This is a genomic window from Ramlibacter pallidus (assembly GCF_015070875.1).
Lineage (GTDB): Bacteria > Pseudomonadota > Gammaproteobacteria > Burkholderiales > Burkholderiaceae_C > Ramlibacter > Ramlibacter pallidus.
Genome location: NZ_JADDIV010000001.1, coordinates 514237 through 536999, shown reverse-complemented (window position 1 = coordinate 536999; position 22763 = coordinate 514237). Strand labels below are relative to the sequence as shown.

Here is a 22763-nt window from a genome sequence, read left to right as displayed (position 1 = left end):
CGTGCTCGAGTCCCTGGGCAGCCTCGTCGACACCCCGCAGCTGCTCGCGCTGGCGGCGGCCCTGGGCTGGGCGAGCGGCTTCCGGCTCTACGCCGTGGTGTTCCTGACCGGCCTGGCCGGCTGGATGGGCTGGATGGACCTTCCGCCCGGCCTGCAGGTGCTGCAGCACCCGGCGGTCCTGGGCGCGAGCGGCTTCATGCTGTTCGTCGAGTTCTTCGCCGACAAGATCCCCTTCGTCGATTCGGCCTGGGACGCCGTGCACACGGTGATCCGCATCCCCGCGGGGGCCGCACTGGCGGCCGGCGCGCTCGGCGCGGACAGCCAGGCGATGGGCTGGGTCGCGGCGCTCGTCGGCGGCAGCCTGGCGGCGACGAGCCACGCCACCAAGATGACGACCCGCGCCGCGGTGAACACCTCGCCGGAGCCGTTCTCGAACACGATCCTCTCGCTGGCCGAGGACGGGCTGGTGGTCTTCCTGCTGTGGCTGTCCGCCGCGCACCCCGGCATCTTCGCGGTGGTGCTGGTCGTCAGCATCGTGCTGGCCGTGGTCCTGCTGGTGGTGCTGTTCAAGTTCCTGCGCAAGGTGCTGCAGGCGGTGAGTGGTTTCTTCAAGGGGCGGCCCATGCCGCGGGAGTTGGGTTGATGTTTCGCAAGATCCTGATCGCCAACCGTGGCGAGATCGCCTGCAGGGTGGCCGCGACCGCAAGGCGCATGGCGGTGCGCACCGTCGCCGTCTACTCCGATGCCGATGCCCGCGCCAAGCACGTGGAGGCCTGCGACGAGGCCGTGCACATCGGCGGCAGCGCGCCCAAGGACAGCTACCTGCGCTGGGAGCGCATCATCGAGGCCGCGAAGGCGACCGGCGCCGAGGCGATCCACCCCGGCTACGGTTTCCTGAGCGAGAACGAGGCGTTCGCCCAGGCCTGCCGGGATGCCGGCCTCGTCTTCATCGGGCCGCCGCCCTCGGCGATCCAGGCGATGGGCCTCAAGGCGGAATCCAAGCAGCTGATGGAGAAGGCCGGCGTGCCGCTGGTACCCGGCTACCACGGCTCGGAGCAGGACCCGGCCCTGCTGCAGCGCGAGGCCGACCGCATCGGCTACCCCGTGCTGATCAAGGCCAGCGCCGGCGGCGGCGGCAAGGGCATGCGTGCGGTGGAGAGGGCCGAAGACTTCGCGGCGGCGCTCGCCTCCTGCCAGCGCGAGGCGCGCAACAGCTTCGGCGACGAGGCCGTGCTGGTGGAAAAGTACGTGACGCGGCCGCGGCACATCGAGATCCAGGTGTTCGGCGACACGCACGGAAACTGCGTGTACCTGTTCGAGCGCGACTGCTCGGTGCAGCGCCGCCACCAGAAGGTGCTGGAAGAAGCGCCGGCGCCCGGCATGACGGAGGCGATGCGCCGCCGCATGGGCGAAGCCGCCGTGGCGGCCGCCCGCGCGGTGAACTACGTCGGCGCCGGCACGGTGGAGTTCATCGTCGAACAGCGCGGCGGCGAGATGGACTTCTTCTTCATGGAGATGAACACGCGCCTGCAGGTGGAGCATCCGGTGACGGAGGCGATCACCGGCCTGGACCTGGTGGAGTGGCAGCTGCGCGTCGCGGCCGGCGAGCCGCTGCCGCTGAAGCAGGAAGACCTGCGCATCCACGGCCACGCGATCGAGGCCCGCATCTGCGCCGAGAACCCGGACAACAACTTCCTGCCGGCCACCGGCACGTTGCGCGTGTACCGCAAGCCGCGGGCCGCTGGCTTCGAACGCGCGCCGGTGCGCGTCGACGACGGCGTACGCGAGGGCGATGCGATCTCGCCCTTCTACGACTCGATGATCGCCAAGCTGATCGTCCACGGCGCGACCCGGGCCGAGGCGCTCGCCCGCCTCGACGAGGCGTTGGCGGCGACGCACATCGTCGGCCTGCACACCAACGTGCAGTTCCTGCGCCGCGTGCTGGCCAGCCGTTCGTTCGCGCAGGCCGATCTGGACACCGCCCTGATCCAGCGCGAGCAGGCGGTGCTGTTCGGGCAGGAGCCCGTGGGCCTGGAACTCGCCGCCGCCGCGGCCGTCGCCCGGACGCTGCTGGACGAACGTGCCCTGGAAGGCACCGACCCGTTCAGCCGCCGCGACGGCTGGCGGTCGCACGGCACGGCACTGCGCCGCTTCGATTTCGAGTTCGGCGGCCGCCACGCGAAGGCCGAACTCACGACCCTGCACGACGGCGCCCACATCCTGGCCCTCGACGGCCAGCCCGCGCCGCTGGCTTTCCGCGGCGAGGCGGACACGATCGAGCTGCAGTACGGGCCGCGCCGCACCCGCGCCACCGTGTACACGGACGGCGAGACGGACCATGTGTTCACGCGCGACGGGGCGACGCAGATCGTGTCGCTGGACCTGCTCGCGCACGCGGGCGAGGGTGCCGCGGAGGCCGGCCGGCTCACCGCGCCGATGCCCGGCAAGGTGGTGTCGTTCGCGGTGAAGGCGGGCGACAAGGTGAGCAAGGGGCAGGCGCTCGCCGTGATGGAAGCGATGAAGATGGAACACACCATCGTCGCGCCGGGGGACGGGACCGTCGCTGAGCTGCTCTACGCGCCCGGCGACCAGGTGACCGAGGGCGCCGAGCTGCTGAAGCTGGCGGCATAGGCAGAATCGCGGCATGCGCATCACCGTCTGCTGCAGCGACACCAAGACCGCTCCCTGGATCGAAGGCCTGCGGGCCGCCCTGCCCGAGGCCGAGGTGGAGGAATGGCGTCCCGGCGCGCCGGCCGCCGACCACGCCATGGTCTGGTCGCCGCCGCAACAGTTCCTGGACGAACAGCCCGGCCTGAAGGGCCTGTTCAACATCGGCGCCGGCGTCGACGCGCTGATGAAGCTGCGCATCCCGCCGCAGACGCTGGTGGTGCGGCTGGACGACGCGGGCATGTCGGTGCAGATGGCGGAGTTCGTCTGCCACGCGCTCATCCGGCACTTCCGCGAACTCGATGCGTACGGCCGCGACGAGGTGGAGGGCAAGTGGGGCTTCCGCAAGCCGCGGCTGCGCGCCGACTTCCCCGTGGGAGTGATGGGCCTGGGCGTCCTGGGCCAGCGCGTGGCGCAGGCGGTCGCCGGCTTCGAGTTCCCGGTGCTCGGCTGGAGCCGCAGCCGCAAGGAGGTGCCCGGCGTGCAGGGCTTCGCCGGGCCGGAGCAGTTCGACGCCTTCCTGGCGGGCACGCGCGTGCTGGTCAACCTGCTGCCGCTGACGCCGGACACGCGCGACATCCTGGACCGCCGCACCCTGTCGAAGCTGCGCCCGGGCGGGTACGTGATCAACGTCGCCCGCGGCGCGCACCTGGTCGACGAGGACCTGCTCGCGCTCATCGACGAAGGCCACCTGGCGGGCGCGGCGCTCGACGTCTTCCGCACGGAGCCGCTGCCGAAGGAACATCCGTTCTGGCGTCACCCGAAGGTGACCGTCACGCCGCACACCTCCGCCCGCACCCTGCGCGAGGAAAGCATCGCCCAGATCGCGCGCAAGATCCGCGCCTTCGAGCGCGGAGAACCCATCGCCGGCGTGGTTGACCGGAAGAAAGGATACTGAGGCCATGAAATATCCCGCCAAGGTCAAGCTCGTCGACGTGGGCCCGCGCGACGGGCTGCAGAACGAGAAGTCGCCGGTGCCGGCGGCCGTCAAGATCGAGCTGGTGCACCGGCTGCAGGCCGCGGGCCTGCGCGAGATCGAGGTCACCAGCTTCGTGTCGCCCAAGTGGGTGCCGCAGATGGCCGACAACGCCGAGGTCATGGCCGGCATCCGCCGCCAGCCCGGCGTGCGCTACTCGGTGCTGGTGCCCAACATGAAGGGCTTCGACGCGGCGGTCGCGTCGAAGCCGGACGAGATCGTGGTGTTCGGCGCGGCCAGCGAGGCCTTCAGCCAGCGCAACATCAACTGCTCCATCGCCGAGAGCATCGAGCGCTTCGCCCCCGTGGTGGAGGCGGCGCGGGCCAAGGGCATCCACGTGCGCGGGGCCATCTCGGTGGCGGTCGGCTGCCCCTACCAAGGCGACGTCAGTCCCGAAGGGGTCGAGCTGGTCGCCCGCTTGATGAAGCAGATCGGCGTGCAGCATTGCGGCGTGGCCGACACCATCGGCGTGGGCACGCCGCGCAAGGTGCAGCTGGCGATGGAAGCGGCGCTGAAGCATTACCCGCTGGACGAAGTCTCCGGCCACTTCCACGACACCTACGGGCAGGCCCTGCCGAACACGCTGGCCTGCCTGGAGATGGGCATCTGGCAGTACGACTCCTCCATCGCGGGGCTCGGCGGCTGCCCGTACGCGAAAGGCGCGACCGGGAACGTCGCCACGGAAGACGTGGTCTTCATGCTGCACGGCATGGGCATCGACACCGGCATCGACCTCGACAAGCTGGTCGACGCCGGCCAGTACATCAGCGACTTCCTGGGCCGCAAGCCGAACTCGCGCGCGGCGACGGCCCTGCTCAACAAGCGCGTGCCGGCCTGACGCGACCATGTGCGGTTCCGAACTCCGCTCCCTTCCGGAAGCCGTGCAGCGCGTGGCCCGCGTGCTGCAGGAGGCGGGGCATGCGCACCTGCCCCTGATGCTGGACGACGCCGCGCGCACGGCGCAGCAGGCGGCCGATGCCCTCGGCATCCAGGTCGGGCAGATCGCCAAGAGCATCATCTTCCGCCGCAAGTCCGATGACGCCGCGGTGCTGGTCGTGACGTCGGGGGACCGGCGCGTGGACGAGAAGAAGGTCGATGCCATCGTCGGCAAGACCGGCCGGGCGGATGCCGACTTCGTCAAGGCGAAGACCGGCTTCACCATCGGTGGCGTCTCGCCCGTTGCGCATGCCCAGCCGCCGGTGACGCTGATCGACCGCGAGCTGTTCCGCTTCGAGGAGATCTGGGCCGCCGCCGGGCATCCGCACGGCGTCTTCAAGCTGCGGCCGCAGGACCTGGAGAAGCTGACCGGCGCGCCCGTGGCCGACGTGGTGCAGGTGCCGGCCGGATGAATTCGGCGCGCGAACTGCTGCTGGAGAAGTGGCGCGCGCTCGACGCCGGCGCGGGCGTGCCATCGCCCTGCATCTCGGTGTGCCGCATGGATGCGGCGACGGGCTGGTGCGAAGGCTGCTTCCGCACGCTCGACGAGATCGCGGCCTGGGGCCTGGCCTCCGATGCCGAGAGGCGGCGGGTCTGGCGGGCTCTCGTGGAGCGCGCGCAGGCATGAAGCAACTCACCTTCCATTTCGACTTCATCTCGCCCTACGCCTACCTCGCGTTCGAGCAGCTGCCCGAAGCGCTGAAGGGACTGAGCTATGCGGTGGACTACCGGCCGCTGCTGTTCGCGGGCCTGCTCAAGCACCATGGCCAGCTCGGGCCGGCGGAGATTCCGCCCAAGCGCGACTGGACCTACCGGCAGGTGCTGTGGCACGCGCACGCGCACGGCATTCCGCTGCAGCTGCCGGCCGCCCACCCCTTCAACCCCCTCGGCCTGCTGCGCCTCGCGCTGGCGTGCGGCGAGGACGGCCGCGTGAACCGCTATGTGGCGGAGACCTTGTTCCGCCACGCCTGGCGCGGCGGCGCGGACGCGGCCGATGCCGGGCGGCTGGAGCAGGCGCGCGCGCTGCTGCAGCCGCGGCGCGACCCGGCCGGCGATGCCGTGAAGGCGGAGCTGAAGGCCAACACCGATGCCGCGGTCGCCCGTGGCCTGTTCGGCGTGCCGACCATCGAGGTCGACGGCCGACTCTTCTGGGGCTTCGACAGCCTGCCGATGCTGCGCGCCTACCTGCAAGGCGATGCGTGGTTCGGGTCCGGCGCCTGGGAACACGCTGCCGCCCTGCCGGCCGGCCAGACCCGCCGCTGAGCCACGGCAGGCTGCGGGCGAGCGCGGCGAAAGCCTGCACTCCCCACATCGTGAAAGCGAAGGCGCGGGTTTCACCCGAGTTCGTCAGAGTGCGTTCAGTTCCGCGCAAGCGGGTGTTGGATTCGCGTCAGAGCTGGGTCAGAGCGCGGGCGAAGAATGCGCCGCTCTACCCACACAACGGAGACAACGCAATGGCCGCAGTGCTTCCCGCAGCCGCCGACCGCCCGATGACCGGCGAGGAGAAGAAGGTGATCTTCGCCTCCTCGCTCGGCACGGTGTTCGAGTGGTACGACTTCTACCTGTACGGATCGCTCGCCGCGATCATCGCGAAGCAGTTCTTCTCCGCGCTCGACCCGACGTCGGCGTTCATCTTCGCGCTGCTGGCCTTCGCCGCCGGCTTCCTGGTGCGGCCGTTCGGTGCGATCTTCTTCGGCCGCCTCGGCGACATGATCGGCCGCAAGTACACCTTCCTGGTGACCATCCTGATCATGGGCCTGTCGACGTTCATCGTCGGCATCCTGCCCGGCTACGCCACGATCGGCGTCGCCGCGCCCGTCATCCTGATCGGCCTGCGCCTGCTGCAGGGCCTCGCGCTCGGCGGCGAGTACGGCGGTGCCGCGACCTACGTCGCCGAGCACGCGCCGCACGGCAAGCGCGGCGCGTACACGGCCTGGATCCAGACCACCGCGACGCTGGGCCTGTTCCTGTCGCTGATCGTCATCCTGGGCACCCGCACGGCCATGGGCGAGCAGGCGTTCGCCGACTGGGGCTGGCGCATCCCGTTCCTCGTCTCGATCCTGCTGCTGGCCATCTCGGTGTGGATCCGCCTGTCGATGTCCGAGTCGCCCGCGTTCCAGCGCATGAAGGCCGAGGGCAAGACCTCGAAGGCACCGCTGAAGGAATCCTTCGGCGAGTGGAAGAACCTGAAGATCGTGATCCTCGCGCTGGTGGGCCTGACCGCCGGCCAGGCCGTGGTCTGGTACACGGGCCAGTTCTACGCGCTGTTCTTCCTGACGCAGTCGCTGAAGGTGGACAACGCCACCGCCAACCTGCTGATCGCGGCGGCGCTGGTGATCGGCACGCCCTTCTTCATCGTGTTCGGCGCGCTCTCCGACAAGATCGGCCGCAAGCCGATCATCATGGCGGGCTGCCTGCTGGCCGCGCTGACCTACTTCCCGGTGTTCAACGCGCTGACCAAGGCCGCCAACCCCGACCTCGCCGCTGCGCAGGCCCGCACCCAGGTGGTGGTCACGGCGCCGGAGGCCGACTGCTCCTTCCAGGGCAGCCCGATCGCCCGCGAGATCGACTTCCGCAGCTCGTGCGACATCGCCAAGCGCTACCTGGCGCAGAGCTCGGTGAGCTACGCCAACGTCGCCGGCCCGGCGGGCCAGCCCGCGACGGTGAAGATCGGCGAAACGGTGATCACCGCGCCGGTGGGCAACGTCGTCAACTCCAAGTTCGACGAAGCCAGCGTGGCCTCCATCGCCGCGTTCAAGAAGCAGGTGGCCGACGCGCTGAAGGCGGCGGGCTATCCGGCCAAGGCCGACCCGGCCAAGATCGACAAGCTGATGGTCACCGCGATCCTGGTGTACCTGGTGATCCTGGTGACGATGGTCTACGGCCCCATCGCGGCGATGCTGGTGGAGATGTTCCCCACGCGCATCCGCTACACGTCCATGAGCCTGCCGTACCACATCGGCAACGGCTGGTTCGGCGGGCTGCTGCCCACCACCGCCTTCGCGATCGTGGCGGCCACCGGCAACATGTACAACGGCCTCTGGTACCCCATCATCATCGCCGCGGCGACGGTGGTGATCGGCACGCTGTTCATCCGCGAAACCAAGGACGTCGACATCTACGCCCGCGACTGATGCGCGCGGTTGACTGAGTGAAGGGCCTTCCCGCGCGGAGGGCCCTTTGCCCAAGCAACCGTTTCCCGGAGCACACCCCCATGTGGAAGATCGCCATCGGCTTCGTCGCCTTCGCCGCCATCTCGCTGTTCGTCATCTTCAAGGCTGGCGACAAGGTCGACATGGGCGGTGAGAAGCACGGCGTGGAGACGGCCGCTCCGGCCGAAGGCGAGAAGAAGCACTGAGCTTCGCGCCAAGGTTTCACCGCGTTGAGGTGAATTTCGTCATCCCCGCGCAGGCGGGGATCCAGCGCTTCGCATGAAAAAGCCGCCAGGTGGCGGCTTTCCCGAAGCTCTGGCTTTCCGCCTGCGCGGGAATGACGATGTCCCGAGGGGCGCGGCGGTTCGGGGAGTCCCCCGTCAGCGCTTGAACTTCCCGTCGCTGCCGATGATGGACAGGTCGGCAAAGTCCAGGCCCGTGCGGTCGGCCGCCGAGTAGCTCACCTCCAGCCCGCCGATGTCGAACTTGCTCAGGCCTTCCAGCGCGGCCTGCACCTTCGCGCGCGTGGGGTTCGGGCCCGCGCGGCGCAGGCCTTCCACCAGCACCTTCGCACCGGCATAGCCTTCCAGCATCGCCGGGCTCAGCTCGATGCTCTTCTCCTTCGCCAGCGCCGTCGCCTCCTTGATGAACGCATAGGCATAGGAGCGCTCGTAAGGGAACACCTGCGTGACGATCACGCCGCGGGCGTTGTCGCCCAGGCTCTTGATGAAGCCGCCGGACGCATTGTTGGACAGCGTGACCACCTGCGCCGCCGACTTCGCGGCGCGCAGCGCCTTCACCCCGTCGGCCACGGCGTTGCCCGAGGCCACCCAGACCACCGCCTGCGCTTCCTTGCCCGTCACCTCGGGGATGATCTTGGCGTAGTCGGGCTTCATGCGGTCGGCCTTGATGACGGCCACCGGCTGGAAGCCCGCCTTCTGGAAGCCGTTCTGCGCGCCCTGCAGGCCGTCGGCGCCGAAGGAGTCGTCGGCCACGATCACCGCGATGCGCGTGATGCCCAGCGTGTGCAGGTGCGTCACGGCCTTCTCGGCTTCGCGCTGGTAGGTCGCGCGCACGTTGAACACGTGCTTGCGCATCGGCTGATGCAGCGACATCGCGCCGGTGGAAGGCGCCACCAGCGGCACGCCGTGCTGGTCCAGCAGCGGGATGATGGCCTCCGAGTGCGGCGTGCCGCGCACCAGGAACAGCGCCAGCACGTTCTTTTCCTCGATCAGCACCTTGGCATTGGCCGCGGCGATCTTGGGATCGAACTTGTCGTCCATGGACAGGAGTTCGACCTTCTGCCCGTTCACGCCCCCCTTGGCATTGACGCTGTCGATCCAGAGCTTGGCGCCATCGGTGGTCTCCTTCACGCCGGCGGCCACGGTGCCGGTGAATCCGGCCGTCTGGCCGATCAGGATCTGCGAACACGCCCATGCGGGCGCGAGGGCGGCCAGCGCCGCCAGGATGTACTTCCTCACTTCGGGCTCCTTGGGTACCTTGGTGGTACTGCCGCGAGGAAGTCTAAGACTTGCTCGTCCATACCCCAAGAGGAGGAACCCGTAAACCGTCTGTTACACCCGGGTAACGACGCCGGGCGGCAACACCGTCTGGAAGGCGGGGACGAGACGGTTGATGCGCTCGGCGGCCTGCGCCTGGCAATGCTGGCCGGCCACCACCTGGAAGACCGACTCCCTCAGCAGCCAGAGCTCCTGCGCGCGTTCGGCCGTGTGCAGCCTCCAGCGCAGCCGGTCGCACTCGAAACCCTGGCAGTCGTCCAGCGCCTCGAGCAGCTGGCGGCGCGCCGTCTCCACCCCGGCGGCGGTGGGATGGAAATGCCATTCGAAGTTGCTGTGGTGCAGCCAGTTCTTCCACGCGGCCATGGGCAGGTTTCCGGGAAGGGAGGCCCCGAACTTACCGACCACGGATGAGCTTTTCCTGTAGGACGTTTTCCATGCCCGTGGTAGGACGAGGGTATGGCCGGGCTGCGCGGCGCAGGGGCAGGCACGTCCCTAGAATGTTCCGCCTTGCTCACCAGAAGGCCTCCATGTCCCAGGGATCGATCCGCATCCGCGGCGCCAGACAACACAACCTCAAGAACCTCGACCTGGACCTGCACACCGGCGAACTGACGGTGGTGACCGGTCCCAGCGGATCCGGCAAGTCCAGCCTGGTGTTCGACACGCTCTACGCCGAGGGGCAGCGGCGCTACGTCGAGACCTTCTCCGCCTACGCGCGCCAGTTCCTGGAGCGCATGGACAAGCCCGCGGTCGACCGCGTGGAAGGCGTGCCGCCGGCGATCGCCATCGACCAGACGAACCCCGTGCGTTCGTCGCGCTCCACGGTGGGCACGATGACGGAACTGAACGACCACCTGAAGCTGCTGTTCGCGCGCGCGGCGCAGCTGTTCGACCGCCAGACCGCGCAGCCGGTGAAGCACGACTCGCCGGAGACCATCTACGAGCAGTTGATGGAGCGCACGAAGGCCGCCGACGTCCGCCTGGTGGTGACCTTCCCGGTTGAACTCCCAGGCGGCACCACGCCCGAGGAAGTGGAGCAGTGGCTCGCGGCCAGCGGATTCACGCGGGTGCAGGCGGAGCGCGAGGTCGCGACGCCGACCGGGCCGCGCAAGGTGCTGGACGTGGTGGCGGACCGCTTCCGCATCCAGGGCGTGGAGAAGGCGCGCGCGATCGAGGCGATCGAAGTGGCGCTCAAGCGCGGCAGCGGCCGTCTCGCGGTGTACGCGGGCGACGAGGACGCCCGGGACATCTGGCGCTTCTCCACCGGCCTGCACTGCCCCGACAGCGACATCCGCTACGGCGACCCGGTGCCTTCCAAGTTCTCGTTCAATTCGCCGGTCGGTGCCTGCGAGACCTGCCGCGGCTTCGGCCGGGTGATCGGCGTCGACTACGGCCTGGTGATCCCCAACGACAAGCTCACGCTGCGCGCGGGCGCGATCAAGACCTTCCAGACGCCCGCGTGGTCCGAATCGCAGGACGACATGATGCGGCACGCCGAATCGGCCGGCATCCCGCGCGACACGCCCTGGTACAAGCTGACGCCGGAGCAGCAGCACTGGGTGATCCACGGCGCGCCGAACTACCGCGACGGCAACTGGAGCCGCCAGTGGTACGGCGTCAAGCGCTTCTTCGAATACCTGGAGAGCAAGGCGTACAAGATGCACATCCGCGTGCTCTTGTCCAAGTACCGCAGCTACACGCCATGCGAGGCCTGCGGCGGTGCGCGCCTGAAGACGGAGGCGCTGCTGTGGCGCCTGGGCAGCAAGGCCGACGCGGACGCCGTGCTGCCGCCGGAGAAGCGCTTCCTGCCGGTCGGCGTGGAGTGGACGCGCGCGCAGCTGGAGGCGCTGCCCGGACTGTCCGTCCACGACCTGATGATGCTGCCGATCGAGCGGCTGCGGCGCTTCTTCGACCGCGTGGAGCCGGAGGCGGAAGCGCACGCCGGCGGCGGCGAACTGCAGGCGCTGAAGCTGCTGTTCGAGGAGATCAACACGCGCCTGCGCTACCTGGTGGACGTGGGCATCGGCTACCTCACGCTGGACCGCCAGAGCCGCACGCTGTCCGGCGGCGAGGTGCAGCGGATCAACCTGACCACGGCGCTCGGCACCTCCCTCGTCAACACCCTGTTCGTGCTGGACGAGCCGAGCATCGGCCTGCACCCGCGCGACATGAACCGCATCACGCAGGCCATGCACCGCCTGCGCGACGCCGGCAACACGCTGGTGGTCGTCGAGCACGACCCGGCCGTGATGGTGGCGGCGGACCGCATCATCGACATGGGGCCCGGCCCCGGCGAGCGTGGCGGCCAGATCGTCTTCGACGGCACGACCGACCAGCTGCGCAATGCCGACACGCTGACCGGCGCCTACCTGGGCGCGCGCAAGCACGTCGGCATGGGCTTCAAGCGCGCGGTGACCGAGTCCACCCCGCGCCTGGTGCTGGAGGGCGCGCGCGAACACAACCTGCAGGACGTGTCCGTGGAGTTCCCGCTGCAGCGGCTGGTGGTGGTGACCGGCGTGTCCGGATCCGGCAAATCCAGCCTCGTGCAGGACATCCTGGCGCCGGCGCTGCTGCGGCACTTCGGCCGCGCCACGGAGACACCCGGCGCGCACGACCGCGTGCTCGGTGCCGACCACCTGGGCGACGTCGTCTTCGTCGACCAGTCGCCGATCGGCAAGACCGCGCGCTCCAACCCGGTCAGCTACGTCGGGGCCTGGGACAGCATCCGCGAGATCTTCGCCACCGCGCCGCTGGCGCGCCAGCGCGGCTACACCGGCAGCAAGTTCAGCTTCAACTCCGGCGACGGCCGCTGCCCGACCTGCGGCGGCTCCGGCTACGAGCACGTCGAGATGCAGTTCCTCTCCGACGTCTACCTGCGCTGCCCGGACTGCGACGGCAAGCGCTACCGGCCGGAGATCCTGGAGATCACGATCGAGCGGCAGCCGGTGGGCGCCGTGGCGCCGCGCCGCATGAACGTGGCGGACGTGCTGGAGCTGACGGTCAGCGAAGCCGCCGCCTTGTTCGCCAACGACCGCGACGTGATCCGCGCGCTGCAGCCCATCGTGGACGTCGGCCTGGAATACGTGAAGCTGGGGCAGCCGGTGCCTACGCTGTCAGGCGGCGAATCGCAGCGCCTGAAGCTGGCCGGCTTCCTGGCCGAGGCGGCGCGCAGCGCCACCCACAGCCGCCAGGGCGTGGCGAAGAAGGGCACGCTGTTCCTGTTCGACGAGCCGACCACGGGCCTGCACTTCGACGACATCGCCAAGCTGATGCGCGCGCTGCGCAAGCTGCTCGAGGCCGGCCATTCGCTGATCGTCATCGAGCACAACCTGGACGTGATCCGCGCGGCCGACTGGCTGGTCGACCTGGGGCCGGAAGGCGGCGACGGCGGCGGCCTGCTCGTGGCGGAAGGCCCGCCCGAGGAAGTGAAGCTGCACCCGACGTCGCACACGGCAAAGGCCCTGCGCGAGTACGACGGCACGCTGGGCGCGTCGGAGGCGCTGCCGGGCGCGCTGCGGCCGAAACTGGAATCTGACCCCAATAGGGCTTCGCGGCCGAACGCCATCCAGATCGTCAACGCCAAGGAGCACAACCTCAAGAACCTCAGCGTCGACATCCCGCACAACAAGTTCAGCGTGATCACCGGCGTTTCGGGGTCGGGCAAGTCGACGCTCGCCTTCGACATCCTGTTCAACGAAGGGCAGCGCCGCTACCTGGAATCGCTCAACGCCTATGCGCGTTCGATCGTGCAGCCGGCCGGACGGCCGGAGGTCGACGCGGTGTACGGCATCCCGCCCACGGTGGCGATCGAGCAGCGCCTGTCGCGCGGCGGGCGCAAGTCCACCGTCGGCACCACCACCGAGGTGTGGCACTTCCTGCGCCTGCTGTACGTGAAGCTGGGCGTGCAGCACTGCGTGAACGACGGCTCGGAGGTGCGGCCGCAGAACCCGGACAGCATCGTGGCGCTCATCATGAAGCGCTACCGCGGCCAGCACATCGGCCTGCTCGCGCCCCTGGTCACGAACCGCAAGGGCGTGTACACGGAACTGGCCGACTGGGCGCGGCCGCGCGGCTACACGCACCTGCGCGTGGACGGCAACTTCCTGCCCACCACGGGCTTTCCCCGCATCGACCGCTTCAAGGAACACACCATCGAGCTGCCGGTGTGCGACCTCGACATCCACCCGGGCAACGAGGCGCTGCTGCGCGAGAAGCTGGCGGTGGCCCTGGAACACGGGAAGGGCATCGTCCACGTGCTGGCACCGCTCGACGGCCTGCGCACCGCCTTCAGCGAAGGCGTGGCGAAGCACGACGGCATCGGCAAGGTGGAGGTGTTCTCCACCCTGCGCGCGTGCCCGACTTGCGCCACGAGCTATCCCGAGCTGGACCCGCGCCTGTTCTCGTACAACAGCAAGCACGGCTGGTGCCCGGAATGCGTGGGCACGGGCGTGAAGCTCACGCGCGAGCAGCGCAAGGCGCTCGACGACACGCTGGTCGCGGCGGAGGACAAGGGCCGCGAGCAGACCTTCGCGGAGGCGGAGATCGAGGACGTATCTGACGAGGCTTGCCCCGTCTGCCACGGCACGCGGCTGAACGCGCAGGCGCGGGCGGTGCGGTTCGACAAGACCGGCATCGCGGACATCGCGGCGCTGTCGGTGCGCGACGTGCGCCGCTGGGTGCAGAGCCTGCAGGCCCGCGGCGTGCTGACCGCGCGCGAGCAGGGCATCGCCCGCGACCTGATCCCCGAGATCCAGTCGCGGCTGGAGTTCCTGGAGGAGGTGGGGCTGAACTACCTGACGCTGGACCGCGGCGCGCCCACCCTGTCGGGCGGCGAGGCGCAGCGCATCCGCCTGGCCGCGCAGCTCGGCTCCAACCTGCAGGGCGTCTGCTACGTGCTGGACGAGCCCACCATCGGCCTGCATGCGCGCGACAACCAGATCCTGCTGGACGCGTTGCACAAGCTGGGCGGCAAGGGCAACACGCTGGTGGTGGTGGAGCACGACGAGGACACGATCCGGCGCGCCGACCACATCATCGACATCGGCCCGACCGCGGGCAAGCGCGGCGGCCGCGTGGTCGCGCAGGGCACCGTCGACGAGGTCACGCAGGCGGAAGGCTCGCTCACCGGCCGCTACCTGCTGCACGCGATGCGGCACCCGCTGAAGTCGCGTCGCCTCGTCGATCCCATGCAGGGCCGCGAACCGGCCGGGATCCCCGTGGCGGAAGCGCCGGCGCCCGTCGCCAGGGGCAAGAAGGTGAAGTCCCTGCTGGCGCGGATGGCCGAGGCGGCCGCGCTGCCCGGGCCGGACCACACGGGCGCCGCCACGAACTTCCTGCGCTTGCAGGGGGCCGACCTGCACAACCTGGACGACGTGGACGTCGACGTGCCGCTGCGGCGCCTGGTCGTGGTGACCGGCGTCTCCGGCTCCGGCAAGTCCACCCTGGCACGGGACGTCCTGCTGCACAACGTGCAGGCCGCGGTGCAGCAACGGTCCACCAAGGCCGGCCGCGATGCCGACGACGCCGGCAAGCGCCCGAAATGGGTCGGCTGCAAGTCGCTGGCCGGCTACCAGTCCATCGACCGCGTGCTCGAGGTCGACCAGACGCCGATCGGCAAGACGCCGCGGTCCTGCCCGGCGACCTACATCGGTTTCTGGGACACCATCCGCAAGCTGTTCGCGGACACCCTGGAGGCGCGGGCGCGCGGCTACGGTCCCGGTCGCTTCTCCTTCAACACCGGCGAAGGCCGCTGCCCCTTGTGCGAAGGGCAGGGCGTGCGCACCATCGCGATGAGCTTCCTGCCCGACGTGAAGGTGCCTTGCGAGGCGTGCCACGGCGCGCGCTTCAATCCCGAGACGCTGGCCGTCACCTGGCGGGGCAAGAGCATCGGCGACGTGCTGCAGATGGAAGTGGACGAAGCGGTGGAGTTCTTCGCGTCCATGCCCAACATCAGCCATCCGCTGCAGCTGCTGCGCGACGTCGGCCTCGGCTACCTGACGCTCGGCCAGCCTTCGCCGACGCTGTCCGGCGGCGAGGCGCAGCGCATCAAGCTCGTGACCGAGCTCTCCAAGGTGCGCGACGACATCACGCGCCGCGGCCAGAAGGCGCCGCACACGCTGTACGTGCTGGACGAACCGACGGTGGGCCTGCACATGGCGGACGTGGAGAAGCTGATCCGCGTGCTGCACCGGCTGGTGGACGGCGGCCACAGCGTGGTGGTGATCGAGCACGACCTCGACGTCATCGCCGAGGCCGACTGGATCATCGACCTGGGACCGGATGGCGGCACCGCCGGCGGCAAGGTCGTCGCCGCGGCGCCGCCGGAGGCGGTGGTGGCAAAGGGCACGCACACAGGCAAGGTGCTGGCGCCGGTGCTGGCCCGCTGACGTGGGCGGGGTGGGCGGCGGCGGCCGCCCATTAGTTCACGGACTGAAGCATCTCGCGCCCTTTCTATCGGGTTTTCCCGGCCCCACCTGCGGGGAACGGCGCAGAAACTGTAGCAACTCGTTACGTGAATAAACGAATTGCCACAGGAGTCCTGCCATGAAAAAGTTGGTCGCCATCGCCGCACTCGTTGCCGCCCCCTTCGCGTGCTGGTCCTCGGACGCCGGCGTTTCCGCCGGCGAGATCCGCATCGGGACGTCGGCGGTGCTGAGCGGGCCGCTGGGCTCGCAGACGCGTGAGTACGTGATCGGCTCGCAGCTTTACTTCGACGTGGTGAACGCGCAGGGCGGGGTCCACGGCCGCAAGATCGCGTACAAGCCGCTCGACGACGGCTTCGACGTCAAGCGGGCGGTGGAGAACACCCGCAAGCTGATCGAGGAAGACAAGGTCTTCGTGGTCTACAACAACACCGGCACGGCGCAGGTCGGCGCCATCCTGCCGCTGGCGGAGTCGTCGCGGACGATCGTCTTCGGCCCGGTCACCGGCGCGACCTCGATGCGCGCCCAGTACAACCGCCACCTGTTCCACGTGCGCGCCAGCTACGCGCACGAGGCGCGCCGAATTGTGTCGCAGCTGAAGAACGTCGGCATCACCCGCGTCGTGGCCTTCTACCAGGACGACCCGCTCGGCAAGACGCTGCTGCAGGAAGTGCGCAAGGCGGCCGCCGACGAGCAGGTGAAGCTGGCCGCCGAAGTGAAGGTCGACCCGAAGCAGCCGGACTTCGCGGCCGCCGCGAAGGAAGCCGCGGCCGCGGAACCGCAGGCGGTCATCATGGGGACCGCGGGCACCACGTTCCCGTCCTTCGTCAAGGCGATGAACCAGGGCGCGAGCCGGCCGAACTACTACGGCTTCTCCATCGCCAGTGTCGACCTGCTGAACAAGGAGCTCGGCGCCGGCGCGCGGGGCATCGTCCTCGCGCAGATCATGCCGTCGCTGAAGAACAATGCGGTGCCGGTGGTGCGGGAGTACCTGAAGGTGCTGGGCGACAAGATGCCGGAAGCCCGGCCCACGCCCAGCCAGCTGGAGGGCTGGGTCCACGCCAACCTGCTGGTCGAAGGCCTGCGCCGCGCCGGCAGGAACCTGAGCACCGAATCGTTCATCCAGGCCATGGAAACGTCCGGCGAGATCGCGTTCGGCAACTTCAAGGCGCAGTACACGCCCCAGTCGCACAACGGCTCCTCGTTCGTGGAGCTTGCCATCATCGACGGCAGCGGGCAGCTGCGCTACTGACCCGCCCAGCCGCGGCGCGCGCTGCGGGAGAATGGCGCGCATGCAGGTCTTCTACAACGACCGCCACCCGCTGCACCACGGCCGCCACGAGATGTTCCGCGGCGAGCTGGTGCCCTGCTTCGAGGTGCCCGAGCGCGCCGACTTCGTGCTGCAGGCGTTGCGCGCACGGGCCATCGGCGACATCGTTGCAGCGCCCGGGATCGGCATCGACGTCCTGGCGCGCGTGCACGCGCGGCGCTACCTGGAGTTCCTTTCGACCGCCTGGGACGAGTGGGTGGCGCTCGACCCGCGCAACGCCGGGCGCGACGCGCTGCCCTCGTACTGGCCGATCCGCACCTTCCGCAGCGACGTGCTGCCCGCGAGCTTCCCGGCCCGCATGGGCCTGTTCTCCTTCGATGCCGGCTCCCCGCTCACCGCGGGAACCTGGGAAGCCGCGCGATGGGGCGGCGCCTGCGCGGCGGCGGCGGCCGGGCAACTGCTTGCCGGTGCGCGCTCCGCCTTCGCGCTGACGCGCCCGCCGGGCCATCACGCCGGCCACGACTTCTTCGGCGGCTATTGCTTCATCAACAACGCGGCCGTGGCGGCGCAGTGCCTGCGCGACGGCGGGATGCGGAAGGTGGCCGTGCTGGACATCGACTACCACCATGGCAACGGCACGCAGGCGATCTTCTACGAACGCGCCGACGTGTTCTTCGCCAGCGTGCATGGCGATCCGCTCACCGAGTACCCGTACTACCTGGGCCATGCCGACGAGCGCGGCGCCGGTGCCGGCCTCGACTGCAACCTCAACCTGCCGCTGCCGAAGGGCACCGGGTTCGCCGACTGGCGCAAGGCGATGGACTTCGCGCTGCGCCGCATCTCGGCCTACGGCGCCGAGGCCCTGGTGGTCTCCCTCGGGCTGGACACCTTCGAAGGCGATCCGATCTCGGGCTTCCGGCTCGCGAGTGCCGACTACCTGCGCGTGGGCGAGGACCTGGCCGCCGCCGGGCTGCCGACCGCCTTCGTGTTCGAGGGCGGGTACGCGGTGGCGGACCTCGGCCTTCACACGGTAAACGTCCTCGAAGGCTTCCTGCAACGCGCGTGAAAGCGGTAGCCTTGCAGGCATGCACCTGCGCGGACGCCCTGTCATCCTCTGCCTGGCATTGGCCGCCGTGCTGTCCGCCTGCGGCGGCGGCAGCGTGGGCGTGAGCGTCGGGGATTTCGACGAGGACGACCCGTTCGCGTTCCATCCCCCACGTTCCAGTGGGCTGCCGGCGGCGGTGACCGTCAGCGCCGCGACGGACCCCGCCTTCAACGGCACCTACGCGAGCGCGAACGTCTGGCTGTCGCCGGTGTTCCGGTTCGGCGGGGACCCGCAGACCTGCCGTTTCCGGTTCGCGGGGCTGCCGCAGGCAGGCGACCAGCGCGTTCTCGAAGGCGAGATCCGGTACCTGCCCGGCACCGCCCAGCTGCACCGCGTGCAGGTCGTCATCAACGGCTTCGACTTCCGGCTCGCGGGCACGGCGGGCGCGAGCGTCGACCGCGCGGGCCACCTGGTGACGTTCGACGGCGCGGTCCTCACCGGCGTCGAGGGCACGATGGGGACCCTCACGCTGACGGGCACCATCCCGCTGCGGGCCGCCGACAAGCCGGTGGGTTGCTGAGCCAGGCTGCGCACCCGCACGGTGCGCCTTTCGCATGTAGGACGACGGGCATCGATGCGGTGGCGGCTCGCCGACACGTCCCGCGTCCGGGCGCCTCTACCTTTGGTGCCCTTCTACACCCGGAGATCCAAGCCATGCGCACCTTCCCAGTCCTCGCGCTGTCCGCGTCCCTCGCCCTGCTGTCCGCCTGCGGCGGCGGCGACGACGAGGGCATCATCGTCGACGAGGACCGTCCTTCGTCTTCCGGCAAGGCGGCGAGCGTCGCCGTCTCCGCGGCGGGCGATGCCACGCTGAACGGCGTGTACTCCACGTCCGACCTGCGCCTGAACAACGTGACCAAGGTCAACCCGATCGGCTCCGACCCCGAGACCTGCCGCTTCAAGTTCGAGGGACTGGTGCAGGCCGGCGCGGGCCGCACGATGATCGGCGACGTCCGCTACCTCCCGGACAGCCCCCAGGTGCGCACGACCTTCATCAGCATCAACGGCGTCGAGTTCGTCCTCGAGGGCACGACGGGCGCCACGGTGGACCGGGCGAACGACCGCGTGAACTACGCGGGCGCGGTGCTGGTCTCCACCCAGGGCTCAGGCCGCTCGATCACCTTCACCGGTTCCATCCCGATGCTGGGCAACCGCCCGGGCGGCTGCTGACCTGTCACGCGGGTTACCGGCAGCGGGTCCGCCCCGATGCGCGGCGGCGCGGGTTGCGCTCCAATGCAGGGTTTCGTTCCCTTGCATTCAGGAGTCACGATGCGCCGTCGCCAACTCATCCAGATCGCCGCAGCCTCGCTGGCCGCCACCGGTCTGGGTGTGCATGCCCAGTCCAGCAATTTCCCGAACAAGCCGATCCGGCTGGTGATCGCCTTCCCCGCCGGCGGCCCCACCGACATCACCATGCGCCAGCTCGCGGACAACGCGGGCAAGATCCTCGGCCAGACGGTGGTGGTGGAGAACCGCCCCGGCGCCGGCGGCACGCTGCCCGCGCAGCTGCTGCAGACCTCGCCGGCCGACGGCTACACGCTGGCGCAGATCCCGCTGGGCGTGTTCCGGCTGCCGTACACCACCAAGATGACGTGGGACCCGGTCAAGGACATCAACTACGTCATCAACGTCACGGGTTACGCCTTCGGCATCATCGTGCCGGCGGACAGCCCCATCAAGAACTGGAACGACTTCGTCGCGTACGCGAAGGCCAATCCCGGCAAGCTGACCTACGGCTCGACCGGCACGCTCACCAGCCCGCACCTGACCACCGAGCTGATCGCGCAGCGCCTGGGCATCCAGCTGAACCACATCCCCTACAAGGGCAGCGCCGAACTGTCGCAGGCGATCGTCGGCGGCCACATCATGGCGGCCGCCGATTCGACCGGCTTTGCGCCGCTGGTGCAGTCCGGCAAGGTGCGCGTGCTGAACACCTGGGGCGCCAAGCGGCTGGAGAAGTTCCCCGACGCGCCGACGCTCAAGGAACTGGGCATCGACATCGTCCAGAACTCGCCCTTCGGCATCGGCGCGCCGCGGGACACCCCGCCCGACGTCGCGAAGAAGCTGCACGACGCCTTCAAGAAGGCGATGGAGGATCCCAGCTACGTGCAGGCCCTGGCCCGCTACGACATGCTGCCCGACTACATGGACTCGGCGCAGTACCGCCGCTTCGCGCAGGAGACCTTCAACCGCGAGAAGGCACTGGTGGAGAAGCTGGGGCTGGCCAAGCCCAACTGATCGTAGTCGCCGTCTGACGGCCGGAAGAGCCACGGCGGCGCTCGGCGCCGCCGCTGGCTTGGCACCATGGCTGCGAGGTCCCTCGCATGCCCGCCAAGAAAGCACCCCACAAGCCGCTGGTCTGGCTGCCCGCCTGCCATCGCAACCTCGACCTGGACGATCCCGGCGGCTACACGGTGCTGGCCGACCGCTATGCGCTGGCCGTCACCCAGCTGGGCCTGCAGCCCGTGCTGTTCCCCATGGCGGAAGCCGAAGACATCCCCTGCCTGCTGCCGCTGGTGGACGGCGTGCTGCTGACCGGCTCGCCCTCCAACGTGGAAGCGACGCATTTCGGCGCGACCGCGCTGCCCACCGACCTGCTGGACCCGCGCCGCGACAAGCTGACGATGCGGCTCGTGCGCGAGAGCCTGGCCGGTGCCGTGCCGCTGTTCGGCGTCTGCCGCGGTCTGCAGGAGATCAACGTTGCCCTCGGCGGCACCCTGTACCAGACGGTGCACGAGGAGTCCGGAATGATGGACCACCGCGAGCCGCACGACGAGGACCTCGCGGTGCAGTTCGCCGAACGCCACGAAGTGCTGCTGGAGCAGGGAAGCGCCTTCGCGCAGTGGGCCGGTGGCACCCGGGCGATGGTGAATTCGCTGCACGGCCAGGGGATCCGGCGGCTGGGCGAGGGCCTGGTGGCCGAAGCGCATGCACCCGATGGCCTGGTCGAGGGGGTGCGGGTGATGGGCGCGCCGGCGTTCGCCTACGGCGTGCAGTGGCATCCCGAATGGCAGCACGAGCGCCATCCGTTCTACCAGCGCACGCTGGAGGCCTTTGCCCAGTCCTGCCGCGAGCACCGCCAGCGCAGGGACGAGGAATGAGCGACGCGTCCGCGGCCCGCGCGCCGCTGGTGTGGGTGGTGGCGAGCCATCGGGAGCTGCAGAACCCCGCGGGACACACGCAGCAGTACACGGTGCTGGACCAGGGCGGCCAGCGCACGGTCTTGAACATGGGCCTGCAGCCGGTCTGCTACCCGCGCGTCCCGCCGGAGCGGCTCGAGGGGCTGCTGGCCACGGTGGACGGCATCCTGCTCGGCGGGTCGGACACCAACGTGCATCCGCGGCACTTCGGCGAGGCGCCGGCGCGCGGGGAATTCCAGTTCGACGAGGAGCGCGACGCACTGGCGCAGCCGTTGATCCGCATGGCGGTGGCGCGCGGCGTGCCCGTCCTCGGATTCTGCCGCGGCTCGCACGACCTCAACGTGGCCATGGGCGGCAGCCTGCACCAGTGGCTGCGCGAGGTGCCAGGCATGCTCCAGCACCACGAGGAGCCCGACGAGACGCTGGACGAGGCCTATGTGGAGCGCCACTTCGTGACCTGCACGCCGGGCGGCGCGCTGGAACGCATCACGCGGATGGGCCGCTTCCCCGTGAGCTCGCTGCATTCGCAGGGCGTGAAGGTGCTGGGCCAGGACCTCGTGGCCGAGGCGCATTCCGACGACGGGCTGGTGGAGGCGTTCCGCTGGCACGACGAGGGCGTCTTCGCCTGGGGCTTCCAGTTCCATCCGGAGTGGGGCTGGCGCTGGCATCCCGCCTACGGGCGGATCATGAACGCGTACGTGCGGGCGTGCTGGAAGCGCATGGCGGAGCGGACGGGCGTGCAGCAGCTGCCGCTGCAGCCCATCGTGGCCTGAGCGCTATCGCGCGGAGAGGATCGCCCGGGCCAATTCGGCGAAGCCGGCGCCGCGCTCGCCTTCCGTGACGTACCGCGGCTTGAACGCCAGCTGCGCCTCGAAGCGGCGGATGTTCGCCACGCCGACGCTGTGCGGGAAATGCTCGAACATCAGCACGTCGTTGGTCGAGTCGCCCACGTAGACCCAGCGGTCCAGCTCCTCGTCGAGGTCCCGTCCGAGCAGTTCGCGCACCACCCAGCGCGCCCCGGCCAGCTTGTTGTGCCCGCCGTACCAGCCGTTCACGTGGATCGAACTGACAGTGGCGTTCATGCCTTCGGAGCGCATCAGGGCCACCACTTCGTCGATCCGCTCCTGCGGCAGGTGCGTGAACTCGCTGTGGTCGATGGCGATGTCGGTCTCGCGCCCTGCGCTGTCCTGCGACAGCGTGGCACCCGGCACTTCGCGCGCGATGCGCTGCGCGACCTGCTGCATGCGCGCGAAGTTCTCGCGGCGTTCGGCTTCGTCCTGCACGTACAGCTTGCGCAGCGGCGCGTCGGGCCCGCTGTGCGTGAGGGCCACCGAACCGTTCTCGGCCACGATCGCGTCCACCGGCCAGGCCCGCGCGAAGGGTTCGCTCCAGCCGACCGGCCGGCCCGTGATGGGGATCACGTGCAGGCCGGCGCGGGCCAGCGCGGCGAGCGCCTCCAGCACGTCGGGCGTGACCGCGCCCTCGGTCGTCAGCGTGTCGTCGATGTCCGTCAGGACGCCGGCGATGCGGGCGCGCGCGGCCGCGGGCCAGGCCCGCAGCGGCTGCATGGGCGCC

20 protein-coding genes are annotated in these 22763 nt (G+C 69.8%); 17 read left to right on the top strand and 3 right to left on the bottom strand.

All coding sequences use genetic code 11. The features are described from left to right. The first annotated feature begins 1 nt into the window (after position 1). From IM787_RS02685 to IM787_RS02645, 9 genes are all read left to right on the top strand, one after another. A complete protein-coding gene (locus IM787_RS02685) occupies positions 2 to 643 on the top strand; it encodes a DUF4126 domain-containing protein (RefSeq protein ID WP_354004340.1) in 642 nt (213 codons plus the stop codon). Further along, on the top strand, positions 643 to 2631 hold the full coding sequence (locus IM787_RS02680) for an acetyl/propionyl/methylcrotonyl-CoA carboxylase subunit alpha (RefSeq protein WP_193675079.1): 1989 nt from the start codon (positions 643 to 645) through the stop codon (positions 2629 to 2631). Before IM787_RS02685 ends, IM787_RS02680 begins: the two co-directional genes overlap by 1 nt. Positions 2632 to 2644: 13 nt before the next feature. Next, positions 2645 to 3565 (top strand): 2-hydroxyacid dehydrogenase, encoded by a 921-nt coding sequence (locus IM787_RS02675; protein WP_193675078.1) that lies wholly within the window; start codon positions 2645 to 2647, stop codon positions 3563 to 3565. Between the two features lie 4 nt (positions 3566 to 3569). Further along, positions 3570 to 4481: a hydroxymethylglutaryl-CoA lyase gene (locus IM787_RS02670; protein ID WP_193675077.1), complete on the top strand. Its 912-nt coding sequence runs from the start codon at positions 3570 to 3572 to the stop codon at positions 4479 to 4481. A gap of 7 nt (positions 4482 to 4488) precedes the next feature. Then, positions 4489 to 4992 (top strand): YbaK/EbsC family protein, encoded by a 504-nt coding sequence (locus IM787_RS02665; RefSeq protein WP_193675076.1) that lies wholly within the window; start codon positions 4489 to 4491, stop codon positions 4990 to 4992. Then, positions 4989 to 5207, top strand: a complete 219-nt coding sequence (locus IM787_RS02660; protein ID WP_193675075.1) for a DUF1289 domain-containing protein — start codon at positions 4989 to 4991, stop codon at positions 5205 to 5207. Before IM787_RS02665 ends, IM787_RS02660 begins: the two co-directional genes overlap by 4 nt. After that, on the top strand, positions 5204 to 5842 hold the full coding sequence (locus IM787_RS02655) for a 2-hydroxychromene-2-carboxylate isomerase (protein WP_193675074.1): 639 nt from the start codon (positions 5204 to 5206) through the stop codon (positions 5840 to 5842). Before IM787_RS02660 ends, IM787_RS02655 begins: the two co-directional genes overlap by 4 nt. Positions 5843 to 6033: 191 nt before the next feature. Next, entirely contained in the window at positions 6034 to 7713 is a 1680-nt protein-coding gene (locus tag IM787_RS02650) for an MFS transporter (protein ID WP_193675073.1), read from the top strand. Positions 7714 to 7793: 80 nt separating this feature from the next. Continuing rightward, positions 7794 to 7937 (top strand): hypothetical protein, encoded by a 144-nt coding sequence (locus tag IM787_RS02645; protein WP_193675072.1) that lies wholly within the window; start codon positions 7794 to 7796, stop codon positions 7935 to 7937. A gap of 174 nt (positions 7938 to 8111) precedes the next feature. On the opposite strand, the gene IM787_RS02640 is transcribed toward IM787_RS02645, so the two are convergent. After that, positions 8112 to 9212: an ABC transporter substrate-binding protein gene (locus IM787_RS02640; protein WP_193675071.1), complete on the bottom strand. Its 1101-nt coding sequence runs from the start codon at positions 9210 to 9212 to the stop codon at positions 8112 to 8114. A gap of 93 nt (positions 9213 to 9305) precedes the next feature. Next, positions 9306 to 9614 carry a hypothetical protein gene (locus tag IM787_RS02635; RefSeq protein ID WP_193675070.1) on the bottom strand — a complete coding sequence of 103 codons (309 nt, stop codon included), beginning with the start codon at positions 9612 to 9614 and terminating at the stop codon, positions 9306 to 9308. A 164-nt stretch (positions 9615 to 9778) separates the two neighbouring features. Here IM787_RS02635 and uvrA point away from each other — a divergent pair, with 164 nt between their 5' ends. The 8 genes from uvrA (at position 9779) to IM787_RS02595 (ending at position 21961) form a co-directional block, all read left to right on the top strand. Continuing rightward, on the top strand, positions 9779 to 15637 hold the full coding sequence (uvrA, locus tag IM787_RS02630; protein WP_193675069.1) for an excinuclease ABC subunit UvrA: 5859 nt from the start codon (positions 9779 to 9781) through the stop codon (positions 15635 to 15637). A 157-nt stretch (positions 15638 to 15794) separates the two neighbouring features. Continuing rightward, positions 15795 to 16925: an ABC transporter substrate-binding protein gene (locus tag IM787_RS02625; protein ID WP_193675068.1), complete on the top strand. Its 1131-nt coding sequence runs from the start codon at positions 15795 to 15797 to the stop codon at positions 16923 to 16925. Between the two features lie 40 nt (positions 16926 to 16965). After that, on the top strand, positions 16966 to 18009 hold the full coding sequence (locus IM787_RS02620; protein WP_193675067.1) for a histone deacetylase family protein: 1044 nt from the start codon (positions 16966 to 16968) through the stop codon (positions 18007 to 18009). Between the two features lie 19 nt (positions 18010 to 18028). Beyond that, a complete protein-coding gene (locus tag IM787_RS02615; protein WP_193675066.1) occupies positions 18029 to 18568 on the top strand; it encodes a hypothetical protein in 540 nt (179 codons plus the stop codon). 134 nt (positions 18569 to 18702) lie between these two features. Continuing rightward, on the top strand, positions 18703 to 19218 hold the full coding sequence (locus IM787_RS02610) for a hypothetical protein (protein WP_193675065.1): 516 nt from the start codon (positions 18703 to 18705) through the stop codon (positions 19216 to 19218). A 99-nt stretch (positions 19219 to 19317) separates the two neighbouring features. Further along, positions 19318 to 20286, top strand: a complete 969-nt coding sequence (locus IM787_RS02605; RefSeq protein ID WP_193675064.1) for a Bug family tripartite tricarboxylate transporter substrate binding protein — start codon at positions 19318 to 19320, stop codon at positions 20284 to 20286. Positions 20287 to 20372: 86 nt separating this feature from the next. After that, positions 20373 to 21149, top strand: a complete 777-nt coding sequence (locus tag IM787_RS02600) for a gamma-glutamyl-gamma-aminobutyrate hydrolase family protein (protein ID WP_193675063.1) — start codon at positions 20373 to 20375, stop codon at positions 21147 to 21149. Next, entirely contained in the window at positions 21146 to 21961 is an 816-nt protein-coding gene (locus tag IM787_RS02595) for a gamma-glutamyl-gamma-aminobutyrate hydrolase family protein (protein WP_193675062.1), read from the top strand. The genes IM787_RS02600 and IM787_RS02595 overlap by 4 nt, the downstream gene beginning before the upstream one ends. Before the next feature lie 3 nt (positions 21962 to 21964). On the opposite strand, the gene IM787_RS02590 is transcribed toward IM787_RS02595, so the two are convergent. Then, positions 21965 to 22756 carry an HAD-IIB family hydrolase gene (locus tag IM787_RS02590; RefSeq protein WP_193675061.1) on the bottom strand — a complete coding sequence of 264 codons (792 nt, stop codon included), beginning with the start codon at positions 22754 to 22756 and terminating at the stop codon, positions 21965 to 21967. Positions 22757 to 22763 lie beyond the last annotated feature (7 nt).

Bases quoted from the DNA above. Each gene is read 5' to 3' on its own strand.
- IM787_RS02680 (WP_193675079.1), top strand. From the start codon at position 643: ATGTTTCGCAAGATCCTGATCGCCAACCGTGGCGAGATCGCCTGCAGG.
- IM787_RS02675 (WP_193675078.1), top strand. From the start codon at position 2,645: ATGCGCATCACCGTCTGCTGCAGCGACACCAAGACCGCTCCCTGGATC.
- IM787_RS02670 (WP_193675077.1), top strand. From the start codon at position 3,570: ATGAAATATCCCGCCAAGGTCAAGCTCGTCGACGTGGGCCCGCGCGAC.
- IM787_RS02665 (WP_193675076.1), top strand. From the start codon at position 4,489: ATGTGCGGTTCCGAACTCCGCTCCCTTCCGGAAGCCGTGCAGCGCGTG.
- IM787_RS02660 (WP_193675075.1), top strand. From the start codon at position 4,989: ATGAATTCGGCGCGCGAACTGCTGCTGGAGAAGTGGCGCGCGCTCGAC.
- IM787_RS02655 (WP_193675074.1), top strand. From the start codon at position 5,204: ATGAAGCAACTCACCTTCCATTTCGACTTCATCTCGCCCTACGCCTAC.
- IM787_RS02650 (WP_193675073.1), top strand. From the start codon at position 6,034: ATGGCCGCAGTGCTTCCCGCAGCCGCCGACCGCCCGATGACCGGCGAG.
- IM787_RS02645 (WP_193675072.1), top strand. From the start codon at position 7,794: ATGTGGAAGATCGCCATCGGCTTCGTCGCCTTCGCCGCCATCTCGCTG.
- IM787_RS02635 (WP_193675070.1), bottom strand. From the start codon at position 9,614: ATGGCCGCGTGGAAGAACTGGCTGCACCACAGCAACTTCGAATGGCAT.
- uvrA (WP_193675069.1), top strand. From the start codon at position 9,779: ATGTCCCAGGGATCGATCCGCATCCGCGGCGCCAGACAACACAACCTC.
- IM787_RS02625 (WP_193675068.1), top strand. From the start codon at position 15,795: ATGAAAAAGTTGGTCGCCATCGCCGCACTCGTTGCCGCCCCCTTCGCG.
- IM787_RS02620 (WP_193675067.1), top strand. From the start codon at position 16,966: ATGCAGGTCTTCTACAACGACCGCCACCCGCTGCACCACGGCCGCCAC.
- IM787_RS02615 (WP_193675066.1), top strand. From the start codon at position 18,029: ATGCACCTGCGCGGACGCCCTGTCATCCTCTGCCTGGCATTGGCCGCC.
- IM787_RS02610 (WP_193675065.1), top strand. From the start codon at position 18,703: ATGCGCACCTTCCCAGTCCTCGCGCTGTCCGCGTCCCTCGCCCTGCTG.
- IM787_RS02605 (WP_193675064.1), top strand. From the start codon at position 19,318: ATGCGCCGTCGCCAACTCATCCAGATCGCCGCAGCCTCGCTGGCCGCC.
- IM787_RS02600 (WP_193675063.1), top strand. From the start codon at position 20,373: ATGCCCGCCAAGAAAGCACCCCACAAGCCGCTGGTCTGGCTGCCCGCC.
- IM787_RS02595 (WP_193675062.1), top strand. From the start codon at position 21,146: ATGAGCGACGCGTCCGCGGCCCGCGCGCCGCTGGTGTGGGTGGTGGCG.
- IM787_RS02590 (WP_193675061.1), bottom strand. From the start codon at position 22,756: ATGCAGCCGCTGCGGGCCTGGCCCGCGGCCGCGCGCGCCCGCATCGCC.